The organism is Psychrobacter sp., from assembly GCF_030454045.1.
Lineage (GTDB): Bacteria > Pseudomonadota > Gammaproteobacteria > Pseudomonadales > Moraxellaceae > Psychrobacter.
The window spans coordinates 14,994-31,662 of record NZ_JAKDJE010000006.1 but is presented as its reverse complement, the minus strand read 5'-3'; the positions used below and the strand labels follow the sequence as shown (position 1 = coordinate 31,662).

Annotated in this window: 20 protein-coding genes; all 20 read left to right on the top strand. The window is 47.8% G+C overall.

Annotation, left to right across the window (positions count from 1 at the left end):
• Positions 1-59 precede the first annotated feature (59 nt).
• Entirely contained in the window at positions 60-653 is a 594-nt protein-coding gene (locus tag L0G63_RS02050) for an N-acetylmuramidase family protein (protein WP_301449175.1), read from the top strand.
• A gap of 14 nt (positions 654-667) precedes the next feature.
• Positions 668-850 (top strand): hypothetical protein, encoded by a 183-nt coding sequence (locus L0G63_RS02045; protein WP_301449174.1) that lies wholly within the window; start codon positions 668-670, stop codon positions 848-850.
• 6 nt (positions 851-856) lie between these two features.
• Positions 857-1,075 carry a TraR/DksA C4-type zinc finger protein gene (locus L0G63_RS02040; protein ID WP_301449173.1) on the top strand — a complete coding sequence of 73 codons (219 nt, stop codon included), beginning with the start codon at positions 857-859 and terminating at the stop codon, positions 1,073-1,075.
• A gap of 13 nt (positions 1,076-1,088) precedes the next feature.
• Positions 1,089-1,436, top strand: a complete 348-nt coding sequence (locus L0G63_RS02035; protein ID WP_301449172.1) for a DUF2730 family protein — start codon at positions 1,089-1,091, stop codon at positions 1,434-1,436.
• Between the two features lies 1 nt (position 1,437).
• Positions 1,438-1,737 carry an ArsR family transcriptional regulator gene (locus L0G63_RS02030; protein ID WP_301449171.1) on the top strand — a complete coding sequence of 100 codons (300 nt, stop codon included), beginning with the start codon at positions 1,438-1,440 and terminating at the stop codon, positions 1,735-1,737.
• An 8-nt stretch (positions 1,738-1,745) separates the two neighbouring features.
• On the top strand, positions 1,746-2,321 hold the full coding sequence (locus L0G63_RS02025; protein WP_301449170.1) for a DUF3486 family protein: 576 nt from the start codon (positions 1,746-1,748) through the stop codon (positions 2,319-2,321).
• Complete coding sequence (locus L0G63_RS02020; protein WP_301449169.1) at positions 2,314-3,945, top strand: terminase family protein; 1,632 nt, start codon at positions 2,314-2,316, stop codon at positions 3,943-3,945. The genes L0G63_RS02025 and L0G63_RS02020 overlap by 8 nt, the downstream gene beginning before the upstream one ends.
• A complete protein-coding gene (locus tag L0G63_RS02015) occupies positions 3,942-5,468 on the top strand; it encodes a DUF935 domain-containing protein (protein WP_301449168.1) in 1,527 nt (508 codons plus the stop codon). Before L0G63_RS02020 ends, L0G63_RS02015 begins: the two co-directional genes overlap by 4 nt.
• Entirely contained in the window at positions 5,468-6,769 is a 1,302-nt protein-coding gene (locus L0G63_RS02010) for a phage minor head protein (RefSeq protein ID WP_301449167.1), read from the top strand. Before L0G63_RS02015 ends, L0G63_RS02010 begins: the two co-directional genes overlap by 1 nt.
• A 202-nt stretch (positions 6,770-6,971) precedes the next feature.
• Entirely contained in the window at positions 6,972-7,961 is a 990-nt protein-coding gene (locus tag L0G63_RS02005; RefSeq protein ID WP_301449166.1) for a phage protease, read from the top strand.
• Positions 7,962-8,047: 86 nt separating this feature from the next.
• Complete coding sequence (locus tag L0G63_RS02000; protein ID WP_301449165.1) at positions 8,048-8,959, top strand: Mu-like prophage major head subunit gpT family protein; 912 nt, start codon at positions 8,048-8,050, stop codon at positions 8,957-8,959.
• 67 nt (positions 8,960-9,026) lie between these two features.
• Complete coding sequence (locus tag L0G63_RS01995) at positions 9,027-9,581, top strand: hypothetical protein (RefSeq protein WP_301449164.1); 555 nt, start codon at positions 9,027-9,029, stop codon at positions 9,579-9,581.
• Positions 9,581-10,030, top strand: a complete 450-nt coding sequence (locus L0G63_RS01990; protein WP_301449163.1) for a gp436 family protein — start codon at positions 9,581-9,583, stop codon at positions 10,028-10,030. The genes L0G63_RS01995 and L0G63_RS01990 overlap by 1 nt, the downstream gene beginning before the upstream one ends.
• 155 nt (positions 10,031-10,185) lie before the next feature.
• Positions 10,186-10,665: a phage virion morphogenesis protein gene (locus L0G63_RS01985; RefSeq protein WP_301449162.1), complete on the top strand. Its 480-nt coding sequence runs from the start codon at positions 10,186-10,188 to the stop codon at positions 10,663-10,665.
• Position 10,666: 1 nt separating this feature from the next.
• Positions 10,667-11,116 (top strand): hypothetical protein, encoded by a 450-nt coding sequence (locus L0G63_RS01980; RefSeq protein ID WP_301449161.1) that lies wholly within the window; start codon positions 10,667-10,669, stop codon positions 11,114-11,116.
• 9 nt (positions 11,117-11,125) lie between these two features.
• A complete protein-coding gene (locus L0G63_RS01975; RefSeq protein WP_301449160.1) occupies positions 11,126-12,052 on the top strand; it encodes a hypothetical protein in 927 nt (308 codons plus the stop codon).
• 62 nt (positions 12,053-12,114) lie between these two features.
• The gene (locus L0G63_RS01970) at positions 12,115-12,486 is read left to right on the top strand and encodes a hypothetical protein (protein WP_301449159.1); all 372 of its coding nucleotides are present in this window, start codon (positions 12,115-12,117) and stop codon (positions 12,484-12,486) included.
• 17 nt (positions 12,487-12,503) lie between these two features.
• Entirely contained in the window at positions 12,504-12,851 is a 348-nt protein-coding gene (locus L0G63_RS01965; protein ID WP_301449158.1) for a hypothetical protein, read from the top strand.
• An 89-nt stretch (positions 12,852-12,940) separates the two neighbouring features.
• Positions 12,941-16,159: a phage tail tape measure C-terminal domain-containing protein gene (locus L0G63_RS01960; protein WP_301449157.1), complete on the top strand. Its 3,219-nt coding sequence runs from the start codon at positions 12,941-12,943 to the stop codon at positions 16,157-16,159.
• A gap of 48 nt (positions 16,160-16,207) precedes the next feature.
• Positions 16,208-16,666, top strand: a complete 459-nt coding sequence (locus L0G63_RS01955; protein ID WP_301449156.1) for a hypothetical protein — start codon at positions 16,208-16,210, stop codon at positions 16,664-16,666.
• The last annotated feature ends 3 nt before the right edge of the window (positions 16,667-16,669 follow it).

Genomic DNA, 16,669 nt, shown 5'->3' with positions numbered 1-16,669 from the left:
AACCTCGTAAGCCCACGCTATATAGACTCTAACTAATACACATTAGTTAGAGTTTTTTTATGTCAAAAACAATAACCCTTGATGAAATCCGATCCGCTGCAATCGAACTAGGCGTTGAGACGGCTGTGCTATTGGCTATACATGACGTTGAATGTCCTGATAGTGGTTTTAATGACGACGGCTCGCCTGTCATTCTTTTTGAACCACATGTGTTTTGGCGTGAGCTGGGTAATGTCTACTATTACACCAAACGTGAACAGATGCGTGATTTGTTCCCTGATATTTGCTATCCAACATGGCAAAAATCTGCTTATAACGTACGCCCGTCTCACCAAAAACTATATGTTGCATCTGTCTTGCACTGGGAGGCTGCCCATTCCTCATGTTCATGGGGTCTAGGACAGGTAATGGGTAATAACTGGGAAGATTTGGGCTATGCCTCACTCAAAGCGTTTATTGATGCAATGCACGAGTCTGAAGCCAAACAGTTAGATGCGATGTGTCGATTCATCAAAGTAAATAACTTGGTTGATGAGTTACAGCGTCATGATTGGTCGGGATTTGCCAGACGCTATAACGGCAGCGGCTATCGTAAAAACCGCTACGATGAAAAGCTTGAGGCTGCTTACGCTAAGCACAAGCACACTAAATAACAAAGGTAATTAGTATGGAAAAACAAGACAGCGTCTTATTCCCCATCATCCGCTACTCACTTGTCGGTTTAGGGACCCAGTTTGTTCAAAGCGGTCTTATTAACGCGGATCAACTTGATACAGCCGTTGGTGCTTTGATGACGCTTGGGGCGATGGCATGGCTCATCTTTAATAAAAAATACAAGCATAAGTGGTAGACCAGCATGGATAACGCCGATATTGCTCAAAATTACCAAGAGATCATGCTAGCGCAGCACTTAGCAACAGCAATCGTGCGTCCGCCAGCAGCGTCTGATCACAACAAAAATGATGATGGCGACTATGAGTGTATCGACTGCGGTGAGATCGTAGAGCCGCAACGGGTGCGGCTTGGTTTGACGCTACGCTGTATTGCGTGCCAACAACTGCACGAGAAACAATGAAAAAGGAGAGCGGGTGCAACCAATCATAGATTACATCACAGGCAACTGGGCCATATTTTTGACCGCGTGCGGTACGATCGGCTCTGTCATCTACTTGGTACTAGATACCAGATACGCACGCAAGGCCACGATCACAGAAGGTCTTGACGACTTGCATAATAAGTTTAATGCAGTAGAAGATCGGGTCGATAAAGTCGAGCAAGAATTGCAGCACTTGCCAAGCGCGCGCGATGTGGCTGCGCTACAAGGCGCTATCCGTGACATGAAAGGTGAAACCTCGGCCTTACACACCAGCATTAAAGGGCTGTCACGTTTGGTTGATTTGTTGGTAAAAAAAGAAATAAACACAGGGGATAAGTAACGTGGTCAATGTAATCACAGCTGATCAGCGCCTAGCACTACTACAAGCCTTGGTCGCTTGTAACAACGACGCCAATCAAAACATCTTACAGACTTGTCTGGCGCAGTTTGGCCATCGTATCAGCATGGATCTGGTGCGTAACCATATGCTGTGGCTTGAGGAGCAAGGGCTGGTCAAGATCAATCGCATTGACGCCGGCAGTATTGAATTGTTTGTGGCTACGATCACCCAGCGTGGCTTGGATGTAGCAAACGGGCTATCTGTCGTCGATGGTGTCAACAAGCCTAATCCAAAGTATTAGGAATAACTATGACTGACAAAACCAGAGGGCGTGCAAGCAAAGTGGATCTACTACCTAGTGATATCAAAAGCCAACTCACCCTCATGCTCCGTGATAAAAAGCTATCACAAGCCAAGATACTCGCTGAGATTAATCAGCTGGTATTGGACGCTGGGCTGAGCGAGGCGCATTGCTTAAGCCGTAGCGGTCTCAATCGCTTTAGTAGCAAGATGGAGCAGATGTCAGCCCGTATCCGTGAAAGTCGTGAGATGGCAGAGATTTGGACCAAGCAGTTTGGGGAAGCGCCGCAATCTGACGTGGGCAAAATGCTGATGGAGTTTATCAAGCAGTTGGCGTTTGAGACCACCATGAGTGTGGGCGATAGTGAAGACGGCGTGGATATCAAAGCGCTCAATCAGTTAGCGCTTGTCGTACAGCGCGTTGAGCAGGCAGAGACCAGCAGCTTTAAGCGTGAACAAGCCATCCGTAAGGAAGTGGCAACCATCGCCGCTGATACCGCTGAAAAAGTCGTGTCTGAAGCTGGACTGTCCGCCGATACCGTCAAGATGATCAAGCATCAAATTCTAGGCATTGCCGATGAGTAGTATTGTAGAGCGTCCCTTAAACAAGCTGTCTAATGAGTGTCAGCGCTTCTTAGATGGTTTTGCTGGATTTAATAAAAGTGATGTGCTCCTCGTTTATCAAAAGCGCTGGATCGCTGATGATAGCCAAATCAAAGTGGGCGAAAAATCGCGCCGAATCGGTCTGACGTGGGCGGAAGCAGCTGACAATGCGCTTGATGCCAGTATGAGCCGCCTCGCTGGCGGCTGTGATACGTTTTATATTGGCTCCAATAAAGAGATGGCACGAGAGTATATTGACGCTGTCGCCATGTGGGCAAAAGCCTATGGCTATGCCGCTAGTGAAACTTGTGAGGATGTGTTTGAAGATGAAGACAAGGACATTCAGGTCTTTGTCATCTACTTTGCCTCAGGCTTTAAAGTCAAAGCCCTATCCTCCAGCCCCAAAAACTTGCGTGGTATGCAGGGCAACGTAGTGATAGACGAAGCGGCGTTCCATGACCGCTTTGCTGAAGTGCTAAAAGCGGCTATGGCTCTCACGATGTGGGGCAGCAAAGTGCGCATCATATCGACGCATAATGGCGATGACAGCCCTTTTAACGAGTATATCAAAGACTGCCGCGCTGGTAAAAAGCGTGGCTCTGTGCATACCACAACTATTGAAGATGCCTGCCGTGACGGGCTGTATCAGCGTATCTGTCAGGTACTCGGTAAGTGCCAAGTCACCGGTGGCGTGTGGACACCCGAGGGCGAGCGTCAATGGATACAAAACCTACTGAACGACACAGAAAGTGAAGAGGACGCGCAAGAAGAATATATGTGTGTGCCCAAGCACGGCTCAGGCAACTGGCTGACCCGCGCCATGATCGAAAAGAACATGGACAAAGGCACGCCTGTTATTAGCCTCATCAAAAAAGATGATTTTAGCCTAGTCGATGAGCATATCCGCCGCAGTGAAATCCATGATTGGTGTGAAGCGCATATAAAGCCTCTTTTAAAGGGCTTAAACCCTCGTTTAAAACACTACGCTGGAGAAGATTTTGCCCGTAGTAGTAACTTAACCTCCCTTAGCATCGGCGCTGAGCAGCCCAACTTAGATTTAGAGATACAGTTTATTCTTGAGCTGGGCAAAATGCCGTACAAGCAGCAAGAGCAAATCATCGTTGATTATATCTTGGATAGGCTGCCAAACTTTGCTGGAGGCGCGTTTGATGCCCGCGGTAATGGCGGGTTCCTTGCTGAAGCGGCGGCGGATAAGTTTGGTCGCTGGGACCCAAAAGAACAAACGGGGCTGATCGATGAGGTTAGCTTTAGTGATCCGTGGTATAGAAGCCATACCCCGCCCTTTAAAGCGGCGCTCGAGGACGGCACGTTTAAAAAGATACCCAAGACTGACCGCGTGCTGGCAGATTTGCGCGCCTTTAGAGTAGTGAAAGGCATCCCTAAGATACCGTCGGCAACTGCGGCCGAGGACAGACAAGGCATCAAGCGCCACGCTGATACGGCCATATCGTTACTACTACTGCGTCATGCCCAGTTTACGATTGAAGCTAAAGTGCGTGAGTACGGCTACGAGAGCGTCAAAGATAACCCTACCTACCATAGTGATGACACCCAATTCCACGGATTTAAAAGAGGCGTGCTGTGAAAGAAATAGACCCAAAAAGCCAAGCTGGCAAAAAAGTATTACAGCAAGAAGTTGCTGCTGCCTCCGTCACAGGCGTCCGCCGTGCGTGGAATGATGACAGCATTGCCAAGGGGTTAAACCCAACCAAGCTTGCTAATATACTAGCAGCGGCCAACCAAGGCGACATCTACGATTATCTGACGCTCGCTGAGGAGATGGAAGAGCGCGAACCTCACTATGGCAGCGTACTACGCACGCGTAAGCTAGCAATTGAGGGCTTAGATCGTCATGTAGAACCTGCTGATGATAGTGAAATTGGTCAAACGATCGCGGATGATATCAACAACTTGGTGCAAGCGGCCGAATTTGATGACTTAATCAGCGCTTTGGTCGATGGCTTGGGTAAAGGCTTCGCGGCCAGTGAAGTCATGTGGGAAGGCTTTAAACCTACCCGCTATGTGTGGCGTGACCCGCGCTACTTTAGATTTGCGGATGATGATGCTTATACCTTGCGACTATGTAATGAGGACGGTACAGCTGGCCCCCATCTGCCAGCCTATAAGTTTGTCGTGCATCAGCCCAAACTCAAAGCAGGCGTACCGATACGCGGCGGTCTTGCCCGTATGGCGGCGCTGAGCTACATGTGTAAGACCTACGCACTGACCGACTGGATGGCGTTTTGTGAAGTGTTTGGTATGCCGATACGGGTCGGCAAATACGGCAATGGGGCATCAGAGGCTGACAAAGCGGTACTCAAACGCGCGGTCGCTAATATCGGTACCGACGCGGCGGCGATCATCCCTGAGAGTATGCAAGTCGAATTTATCACAGCGGCAAACTCAACGGGCGGCGAAAGCTTGTTTGAAAACCTAGCAAACTGGCTAGATAAGCAAATCAGCAAAGCCGTGCTGGGTCAAACCATGACCGCTGATGATGGCAGTAGTAACGCGCAATCACAAGTCCATAATGAGGTGCGGATAGATCTGCTCAAAGCGGATGCCAAGCAGATGGCGGCTACGATCAATCAGCAACTGATTAAGCCTTACATTGATTTTAACTACGGCGTGCAAGAAGTCTATCCACGGTTTGTCTTGTACGTCCCTGAAGCGGAAGATATTGCAGGCTTGGTAGATGGTCTTGCTAAGCTTATCCCGCTTGGGCTAAAAGTGCCACAAAACTTTGTGCGCGATAAATTGGGCATCCCTGACCCACAAGATGATGAAGAGCTGCTAGTAGCGGCAAGTCCGCAAGGTATGGGTGCGACCCAATTTAACCAAGCGGCACCGCCAAGCGCTCAAACAGCGTTGTCTAAAGCGCTCAACAATGAGCAAGACCGCCTGCACGATATCGATGATGACGATGACTTGGACGGCTTTATCAATGTCACTGAGCAATCTATCAAAGCGCTGGTCAGTCAGCTACAAGCCGCCACCAGCTTTGATGAGATGCTAAGCATGCTCAATGATGCTGAGTTAAACAGCAGTGATATTACTGACGCGCTGGCACTGTCAGGCATCAAAGCCTTTGCCGATGGGGTTAAATAATGGCGCTTAAGGTACCTAAAGTCATACCCCATGAGGCGATAGAATACATAACCAGCAAGGGGCTTGCCACCAGCTATAACTGGGCAGAGATATACGCCCAAGAGCATGCCTCCAAGTTCACTGTCGCCAAAATCATGGAGCTGGATGTATTAGATAGCATTCATCAATCCGTGATTGATGCGGTGGCTGACGGGCAAACCTTTCATACCTTTAGAAAAAATATGCTAGAAAAGCTGGGTGAAGACGGCTGGGGCACGTACGCGCAAAAAGATGAGGTAACGGGTGAAGAGCTGACGCGGCTTTCAGACAGACGCCTAAAGAAAGTCTATCAAGTCAATAAAACCCAATCGTATCACACGGGCAGCTGGCATCGATTTGAGGCCAATAAAGCCACCCATCCTTATCTACGCTATCGCCTTGGGCCAAGTCTCAAGCATCGACCAGATCATAAAAGCTTTGAGAACCTAGTACTGCCTGTTGACGATCCGTTTTGGCAAACGCACATGCCGATGAATGGCTGGGGCTGTAAGTGCTGGGTGCAGAGCTTGACCCGTGATAAAGCTGAAAAGGCCGGCATCAGTGACAGCCCAAAAATTGAGTATCACGACTGGGAGAATAAAGCCACTGGCCGCAAGCATAAAGTGCCCAAGGGCATCAGTCCAGGGTTTGAATATAATGTCGGGCGTCATCGTGAACACAAAGCGCTTGAGATGGTCACTGATAAGCTATCGCAAGTGGTCAGCCAAAATCCAAAACAAGCCACTGCTGTCATGGCGGCTTTGTTGGGCGATGCCGCGCAAAAGGCGATGATAGATAAGGTAGTGCATGAGATGGTGGCGGATGTCGCTGAGCATAAACGCGCTTATAATAATACGCTGGCCGTCGGCGTCATCAATGATGAGGTGGTCGATAAGCTGACAAAGTTGGGCAAAGCACCGCACCATAAAATCATCGCGGTGCGTGATACAGACATACTGCATAGTTTAAGAGACAGTAAGCAAGGCAAGGATATCAATCTGCCCGTAGAGTTTTGGCAGCAGCTGCCTGACAAGCTGCAAAACCCAAGTGCGGTACTGTTAGACCCAAAAAAGGATGGCTCTAAAAAAACCAGTCTTGATACTTTGATTTTTGTTTATAAAACCGAAACAGGCAAAGTCTTTATTAAGCTTGATTATGAGGTAAAACTAAAAACTGGTGATAAGAAAGAGAAGGTAAAGTTAAATACAGTGACCACAGGAGGGCTAACAAAAGACTTAACCGGTCTTGGACGTTATGAGCTGCTATACGGCTCATTAAACTAAAGAGAATAGCGATGGTTTGCCTGATTCGAACAGGATAATGCGGATATTGCTAAGAATATCAGGCGACCCTTTCCAGTTGGTAACCCCCATCGCTATATTATTAGTATATCCCGCGCAACCCGCACCAAGCAAGCCTCCACTCAAGAAAATCAGTAAACCACTTTAATAACCGACACTTACACATATTGCTACTCTAAGTAATATGAAAAAACACTTATATACCACGCTTAATAGTACCAGTCAGAGTGATGCCAGTGATGCAATAGTCACCACACTTTGCCGTCGCTTGCCCTCCAAGATCGATGCAGATGACGGGATATGGTTACCACTTATCCCTATCGGCGCATTTACTGGGCGTGATGGCCGTAGCTGGACCAATAGCGACCCTGAGCAAGTCGTCAAAAACACCACCTTACCTTTTATCCTCGATAACGACCATGCCAGTGAAATCACTGCTAACACTCAAGCGAGTGGCTGGGTCACTCAGCTCAAAGTCGAGCAAGACCATATCTTAGGACTGCTTGAGCTAAATACGCTGGGTAAAGAATCCATCGACGATAAGCGCTATAAGTTCTACAGCCCTGCTTTTCATACCACTAAAGATGGCGCTGTGCATGCGCTATGTAGTGTGGGCCTGACCAATAAGCCTAACTTATATGTCCCTGCTTTAAATAAGGCGGAGGACTCTCGAACCCTAAATACCACAACCACACAAAAGGACGACACCATGTTAGCAGCATTACTCGCAGCCCTTGGCCTCGCAGCAGATGCCGATCAATCGACGGCAATTGACGCTATCAAAGATTTGAAAGCCGCTTCGGTGGCGACGAAGACGCCTGATCTAAATAGCTTTGTACCGCAAGCTACCCATAATCAGGTGGTCACGGAACTTAATACTGCCAATGCCAAGCTTGCAGCGCTTGAAACTGAAAAGCACAACGAGGCAGTAGAAACGGCGCTCAATGCGGCCATCAAAGATAAAAAGATTGCCCCAGCTGATCGCGAGTTTTATGCAGTGTATTGCTCTACTGAGAGTGGCCTAAATGACTTTAAAGAGTTCGTTGCCAAAAAAGCACCCGTCATTGGTGAGAGTAACCTGCCTGATAAATCGCCGAAAAATGACGGCAGCGCCACTGAGCTTAACAGTGAGCAACAAGGTATCTTGGCGCAAATGGGCGTGGTCTTAGACTAAGCCTTACTGTCCTAAGCACTTAATAACAAGCATTTAATAGCAGACCTTTAATCTAATCTTATTTATAAATTACAAGGAAAACCGCCATGGCTTTAGTTAATGCAGCCACCTTAACCGCGCTAAATACGGCGATTAAAAAGACCTTCCAAAACGGTCTCGATAGCGTCGAGCCTGAATACACTCAGATCGCAACGGTCGTACCGTCCAGCACAGCTAGCAATACTTATGACTGGCTTGGTGAGCTGCCAGAGATGCGTGAGTGGATCGGTGAGCGCGTGCTCAAAGATATCACGACTCACGCTTATAGCATCGTCAATAAGCTGTACGAATCAACGATTGCGGTAAAGCGTACTGACATCGAAGACGATAATCTAGGCACGTTAACACCACTTGCCCAAGCGCACGGCCGCCGTGCCAGTCAGCATCCAGACAAATTAGTATTTGATGCATTAAAAACAGGCCATGAGAAAATGTGCTATGACGGTCAAAACTTTTTTGATACCGATCATCCTGTGTACCCAAATCATGATGGCACGGGTGTGGCCACTACGGTATCTAATCTAGACTATGATGCTGTGAGCGGTGATCCGTCCTGGTATCTGCTTGATACCAGCAATGTGATCAAGCCCATCATCTTTCAAAAGCGTAAAGAAATTGAGCTGACCGCTATGACCAAGCTGGATGATGAGTCGGTCTTTATGCTAGATCTATTTCGCTGGGGCGCTCGAGCGCGTCATAACGTCGGTTATGGATTTTGGCAGATGGCGTATAAGTCCAACAAGCCATTGACCGCTGACACGCTAAACGCTGCTATCGCTCACATGCAGTCACAAGTAGCCGATGGCGGTCGTGAGCTAGATATTAATCCAAGCTTACTTGTCGTGCCACCTGCACTACGTGCCAAAGCACTAGAGCTAGTTAAAGCCGACAAGCTAGCGAACGGTCAAACTAACATCAACAAAGACGTGGTGGATGTGCTGGTCACTCAGCGCGTTTAATTCATCTCAGGTTAGGCTGCTTGATACGGGCAGCCTAATCCAAATCTTATTATAAAAGGATGTAATCATGAGTAAGCTGTTTTTAATCTCTGTTATTGCTACTGGCTGCCAAAGCCGATTTCGGAACGGTATGCAATTTACAGACAAGCCCAAACAAATCGAAGTGGATGACAATGAGCTGGCAGTACTTGAGTCCGATCGCCATTTACAAGTGAAGGTGCTTTCAGAAGGAGCTGACGATGTTGAAACAGGCGATAACACTGTCAATGTCGATCATTCGGCATCTGAAGACACTCTATCTGATGCCACTAATGCGTCTGACCCAGCCTTTATTATTGTCGATGAGCTGGAAAATGAGCCAACGCCTACAGCAGACACAGATACGGGCACAGCAGCGACATCTGAGCCAGTTACGAGTGAGGCTCAAAGCGCTAAAGTACCAAAAGCGCCTGCTGATCATCTAGAGACGATCGTTGAGGCGATCCGTGGTCTAAATTTGGATGTCACTGCCGACAAGCCTACGGTTTATGTACTACAAGAGTTAGGCTTGGATGTCAGCGCCAAAGAGCGTGATGCTGCTTGGGACGTGCTTGCTGCTGAGCATGCTGCGAGTAACGACTAATGAGCTACGCTGCTGTCACAGACTTGGAGTTACGGCTGGGCAAGCAAACGGTCATAGAGCTGACCAATCCAAAGCAGCGCTCAGATAGTATCAATGTGCCAGTGGCAGAGGCAGCGATAGCGGACGGTACAGGCATCATTGACAGCTACATCGGTCAGCGGGTCAGCCTACCGCTTGCTATCGTTCCTGCCTTGGTTAAGACCCTTGCCATCGACTTGGCGGTGTATTACCTAAAGGTGAAGCTTGGCAATACAGGCAAGTCCGATAATGCCACTACTAAGCTATACGACGATGCTATCAAGCACTTAGAGCGCTTTGCTAAAGGTGATACCAGTCTGGGCTTGTCTATCCCTGATGATGATCCTACAGATGATGCGCCAAGTCATCATGCGGATATCAGCAGCGAGGACAGACAGTTTACCCGTACAACAATGGGTCGTTTGACTTAACACGCTCACAAAGAGACTCGCTCTTAAACGCTCTCTAAGGTACTTGAAAAGATAAAAGTGTGGCGGTAGCACGATAAGCCATCTTTGAACGAATTTAAACGGGGTTTAAAGCCATTTAAAAAGGGTTTGGTCGGTTAATCACAGTCGAGGTTAGGATGAGCACAGTAACTTGGGATGGTATGAATGACTGTCGTGATCTGTTTGCTCGGTTGCGTGCGCATACCGATGACTTAAGACCTGTGCTTGACAGTATCGGTAACGAGCTTACCGAAAGTGCCAAATCTCGTATCGCCGATGAAAAAAAATCGCCTGAAGGCACGCCTTGGCAAAGTTACGTCAATCCAAACTATGCCAGCCTCAAGCGCTCAGGTATCAGACGTAAAAATCCAGTCGCTGGATTAGGACGCTGGATATTGGAACCCTCAGGTGGCGGGTTGCTTGAACAATCGGGCAACTTGCTACAGTCCATTACTTATAACGTGAGCAGTGACAGCGTCAATGTCGGCTCTAATGAAGAATATGCCCGTCGCCATCAAGACGGTGGCGGCGGTATACCAGCCAGACCCTATCTAGGCGTCAGTGCAGACGATGCCAACGCCATCAATCAGTTTATCAGACAAGCATTGGCGGAATGAGATGAGAATTAGAAAGCAAATCGCTCAGCGCATTGAAGACTATGACCAAGCGCATGACCGACTGTTTGTTGAAGTCGCTGATAGCGGCCAGCTTGACGAGGTCCTAAAAAACCGCAATACCACTGAAGGCTGTTATGTCATCAAGCTTGAAACCCAAGCGCAATCTAATAGCGACTATTATCAGGATGTCGCTGAGCGCTATCAGGTAATTACTATTTGTAGTAACTACAGTGATGCTTACGGTGCGGCAGCGGGTGATACGGCTGAAGACATGCAATCCGCTGTTTTTAGTGCCATCAGCGGCTACGTCTGCACGGACAAAAAAGGCGCGGACACTGAGCCGCTCAAATTCGTTACTGGCGGCCTAGTCGATCTCAAAGACAGCTTGCACGTGTGGGCCGACATCTATGAGCTGGGTTATACACAACGCATCAATCAACAAGGCAAATAGGAGCAAATCATGCCAAACGTTGCATTAAGTCGTAAATTTAAGAAAAAACTGCTGCTATGGGGCGTGGGTGACTTACTCCCCAGTCAGCTCGAGCCTGTCGAAACTAAAGACGTCGATATTAGCTTTGAAGGTGATACTGTCGAGCAAGAAAAAGACGGTGAAAGCTGGGGCGCAAATAAAAAACACCGCACCACCGACAAAGTAAAAATCACCGGCAAGGTGGCTTTTGCTAGCTCTGGTACCGCTGGCACTGCGCCTGCGTATCGTGATTTATTCTTGATGGCTGGTCACTCTGAGACCGTTGCTGTCGATAGTGTGACCTACACGCCTGAGACCACAAACGAGGGCTTTGGCACCGTCGCTTTCTTATTAGATGGACAATTCCACATGGGCAAAAGCGCCCAAGCCGAAATCAAGCTATCAGCAAACAGTGGCGAGCTGGGCTATTGGGAGTTTGAAATCAGCATGGTCGGCGGTACGATACCGATTGCCAAACCCAGTGATTTAGTAACTTTGATAGAAGGCTATGTCACTCCAAAAGCGGTGAATTTTGCTAATACGCCGGTGTTTAAATTGGGCGGTAAAGACTACGCCATGAAAACCTTTAGCCATACTACCGGTAATGAAGTGACCAGCTTGGATATGGTCAATCATCAATCCTCAATGATTAGCGATCGTAAGCCTATGGTGTCCATCGCCGTTGGTGCGCCGCAGCTTAGTGAGATTAACTTGTATCAGAAAGCTTGGGACGGGGATGAGATGCCATTAATCATAGAGCATGGTACGGCAGCCGGTCACAAAATCAAACTGGACTATCCTGCGGTGGCTATCGATATCCCTAAGGCCACTGATATGGACGGCGCGCTCGGCTATGAGATTGAGTGTAGTGTCATGCAATCAGCGAGCAATCCGCCATACACCATTGTATTTAGTTAAAACCCTAGCAATTAAACGCTTTTTAATTGCTTTTTAAAACCACTTAAATTAGGAATAACACCATGTTTAAACTGAGCGATGTCGCTGATACTTACCCTTGGACGATCACTATCAAGATGCCGCACAATGGCAGCTACAAAAAAATGCCCATCAAGGTTAACTTTAACCGTCTGCCGCATGATGAGCGCGTGCGTTTAATGGAACGGATTCAATCCACTCATGACATTGAACACACCGAAGATGTCGAAAACGACTTCTTTGATAAAGTCTTAGCGGGCTGGCTACCAGGACAGATTAAAGGTGAGGACGATGAAGATTTAGAATTCAATGAAGACAGCAAACGACAGCTGCTTGCTATCTCTGAATTTCGTCAAGCCGTCATCGATGGCTACTTTGATAGCGTCGGCGGTAATAAGCTACACCAAAAAAACTAATCGCGCTAGGTCGGCATGTGGCGGTTCAAGAGCACGCCTATCAAGCCTACCTAGCGGAACAACAAGCCACCGATGACGCGTTTGCAGAGTTTGGTGTGGCAACCGAGCAAAGCGAGTTTGAGTTTGAAGTGATGACCGTCTGGCGTGAGTTTACGCCTATACTGCCACTATTTGATTATGTGGTACTGACTCGTAACCCATACAGCGGTACGGTGATGGGCGTGGACTGGGTAGCAATAGATGTGCTGCTACGCCGTGAAGACATCACCGTCACACCAGATGACTTTACCAACTGGCGTGTAGCGATAGCAGGCTATGCCAACGCGATCAATGAGCATCTAAACAAAGCCAACTCAAATCAGTAAGCCACTTTAATAATACTTATATCGCCCAGTGTTTATCTTAAACACTGGGCTTTTTGTATTGATTTAGGTAAGTAGGTGAGTAAATAGCTATGAGTCAAGAATTACGGTTTGGACTGGTCATATCGGCAGATGGCACAGCCGCCATCCGTACGCTAGATGATCTGGATAATGGGTTAGATGATTTAAACAGATCATCAAGACGTGCTGACCGCAGCACCAGCAGCTTACAGCAGCGCGTCAGGGGCTTTGGCGGTACTTTAGCTGGCGTTGCCAAAAAAGCCGTTATGTTTGGCGGTGTGGTCGGTACATTGGCAGGTGCGCTAAGTCTAAACTCTTTGATCGACACTCAGCGTCAATTCGACATCTTAAACTCTCAGCTGATCACAGCCACTGGCGGTACCAAGCAAGCCGCCGCTGCATTTGATGAGCTAACCAAGTTTGCCTCCACCACGCCGTATGCGCTTGAGCAATCAGTACAAGGGTTTGTGCAGCTTAAAAACCTCGGCTTAGACCCTAGCATGCGCAGTATGCAGAGCTACGGCAACTTTGCGGCTGGTATGGGTAAAGACTTAAATCAGATGATTGAGGCAGTAGCAGACGCCTCTACGTTTGAGTTTGAACGTCTCAAAGAGTTTGGTATCAAAGCCAGTCAACAAGGTGACCAAGTATCGTTTACCTTCCAAGGTGTCACTACCACGGTCGCCAAAAACTCTAAAGAAATCCAAGAGTATCTGTTAGCGATCGGTGAAAACAAGTTTGGCGATGCTATGGCAAACCGCGCTAAAACGTTAGACGGTGCGATTAGTAACTTAGGCGACAACTTTAACAGCTTTAAGCTTGCCGTCGTCCAGTCCGGCATTGGTGATGCGATAAAAGATATCGTCGTAAGATCTGCTGATGGTCTCTCACGTATGACAGATGCGCTAAAGACACCTGAGAACGCCGCCAAGCTTAAAAGTACGATAGCGACTATCGCTGAAGCGTTTGGCAACTTACAGGGTTTTGTATCGCAGGCAACTGGTGGCATTGGGCGTGTTATGGATGCGCTTAACACACCTGAGAATGCTGAGCGGCTGCAAACTGCGCTACAAGCAGTGGGCGATGGCTTTAGTCGCCTAAAAGACCTTGCCGGGCAAACTGGTGAGGTTATCGGACAGGTGACCGACTACTTTGTCGCCAATCAAGAAATCATCATCCCGCTAGCCAGTGGCATTGGCGCGGCGGCTGGGGCGTTCTTGCTCTTTAACGGTGCTATTGCGGCATGGACAGCTATTGGCACATTAGCTACGGCTGTGACCGCTGGCTTTGGTGCTGCTGTCGCTCTCGTCACCAGTCCCGTTACGCTTACATTAGCAGCAATCACAGGCCTCGTGGCCGTTGGTGTGCTGCTCTATCGAAATTGGGACACCATCAAGGCCAAAGCCACCGAGGTCTTTAACTCCTTACCAGCGCCCGTACAAGACGCCTTTGCCAATATTAAAGAGATATTTACGACGGTCAAAGACTGGGCAGTCGCAGCGTTTGACTTTTTAGCACCTAACGTCAAAGTCACTATGGATTTGGTATCGGCGGTATTTACCGCTGGCTGGGCAACGATTAAGGGAATTTTTACCACCTCATTTGATGTCATAAAAAATATAGTCAGTACTAGCTTTAACGTTATCAAAGCTATATTTGGCACCTCCATCAATGTCATCGCCACGGTGTTTAATACGGGTTTTGACCTCGTTAAAAATACCATTAAAACCGCTTTTAATGCCATTAAAGCGTTGGCACGTGGTGATATTGCAGGCTTTGTCTCTATCATTGGCGGCGGCCTAAAAAATGCGGTTAGCATCGTGACTGGCGGTGTGGCTAACATTGCTAAAGCGTTTGGCGGGCTTGCGTCCAAACTGTATAACATCGGCATCGATGCGGTGCAGGGCTTGATCAACGGTGTCAAAGCCAAAATCACTGGCGCTATCAGTGTCGCTAAAAACTTGGCAAGCTCTGTCAGCGACACAGTCAAAAACTTCTTTGTCATTCGCTCACCGTCTCGCTTGTTCAAGAAGTTTGGTGAGTGGCTGTCTATTGGTTTAGGTTTAGGTATTAAGGCAAAAGAAAGTGAGGCAGTACGAGCAGCTCTAAACTTAGCCCAAAATGTCAGCAATACCATGGCGGGTCTCAAAAAAGACATCGCACTATTTGGTAATAACAGTCAATTAGCCGCCTTTGATTATGACCGTGAAAACGGTGCGTTCCCCGGTATCAAAGACAGCGTACTTGATGAGCTGCGTGAGTATTATAGAATCAAAGAAGATCTGATTGCTCAGGATAAGGAAAGTCAAAAATGGCTCATGGCTAGAGGTCAGCTATTAGATAAAGCTGCGCAAGCGCAAACAAACGAGACTAATAGCCTGGCACGGTTTGCCAGTAATCAACAATCACGCCTTGCCGACTACGAATTTGAGACCTCACTGATCGGCAAAAAAGCATCAGAGGTTGAGCGCTTGCGCTTTGAATATGACCTGCTTAATCAAGCAGAATGGATTAAGCAAAGTCTCTCTGAAAAAGGCAAGCAGTTATTAGATCAAGAGGTTGCGCAAACCATGGCGCTACGTGATGCGCAAGTGTCTTTGCGTGAGCAGCAACAAGCGCTCAAGGACAATGATTGGGTCGGCGGCATGCAGTCAGGGTTTCAAAGTCTGGTCGATGGTGCGCAAAGTCTCAATGAGACCATGACACAGGCGACGACTGGCGCATTTAATAAGATGGGCGATAGCTTAGCTGCTTTTGTCACCACGGGTAAACTCAACTTTAAAGATTTAGCTGGCTCGATCTTACAAGACATTAGTAAGATGCTGATTCAGTTCGCTATGTTACGTTTGGCAAAAGCAGCCGTAGGTATGTTCGCAGATGGTGGCGCGTTTGGTAGTAGTGGCCTGTTGGCACTGGCAAAAGGCGGTGCATTTAATACACATAGCATTCAGTACTATGCCAATGGAGACGTTTTTAATAAACCCACGGCGTTTCGTCATGCAGGCGGCCTTGGCGTCATGGGTGAGGCAGGCCCTGAAGCAGTTATGCCGCTGACCCGTGGCCCCAATGGCAAGCTTGGCGTACAAGTCTTTGGTAATCAGCAATCAAGCCAATCGGCAGGTGTGGTCAATCAAGTGCAGATTGATGTACATATCAGCAATGAGGGTACAAGTACTGATGTGCAGACCAGCAGCCAAGATGGTAAGCAGTTGGCCAACTCGCTAAAAGCGGTGGTACTACAAACACTGCAAGAACAAATGAGGCCTGGTAATATGTTAGCTGCTAGATAATTCATGTATGATTGACATTTATTGGCTTTTAAACGTGAGGATTGCATTGTGATTAAGAAAATATTGATTGGCTGTGGTATATTTTTTGTGGTTTTAATGATTATTGGTGGCTTGGTTAGTGAAGACACTACTCCAGAAGCAGCTGAAGCAGCACCACAAGAATTAAAGCAGACAGAGCCAAAGGCAGCAGCCGCAGTAAAAGACGTTGAAGCCAAAGATGAAGAAACAGATAAGAACAAACTAACCGACGCCAAAAAAGCAGAAATCGTTGCGTATTTTAAGAGCGATGAAGAACCCAGCGTTGCAGATGCGTTATTCCCTTATAGTACTTTAAAGCTGGGTATGCATAATGATGGCAGCAACCGCGATGGCTTTGCAAAATATGCGTGTCAGATACTGCAATCAGAATTTGGTGCGACAGAATTGGTTACTGTAAGCATTATTGATATTGATAAGCTGGTTCACACTGATAAGTGGGTGAAAATCGGAAAAGCCAACTGTATTTAATAA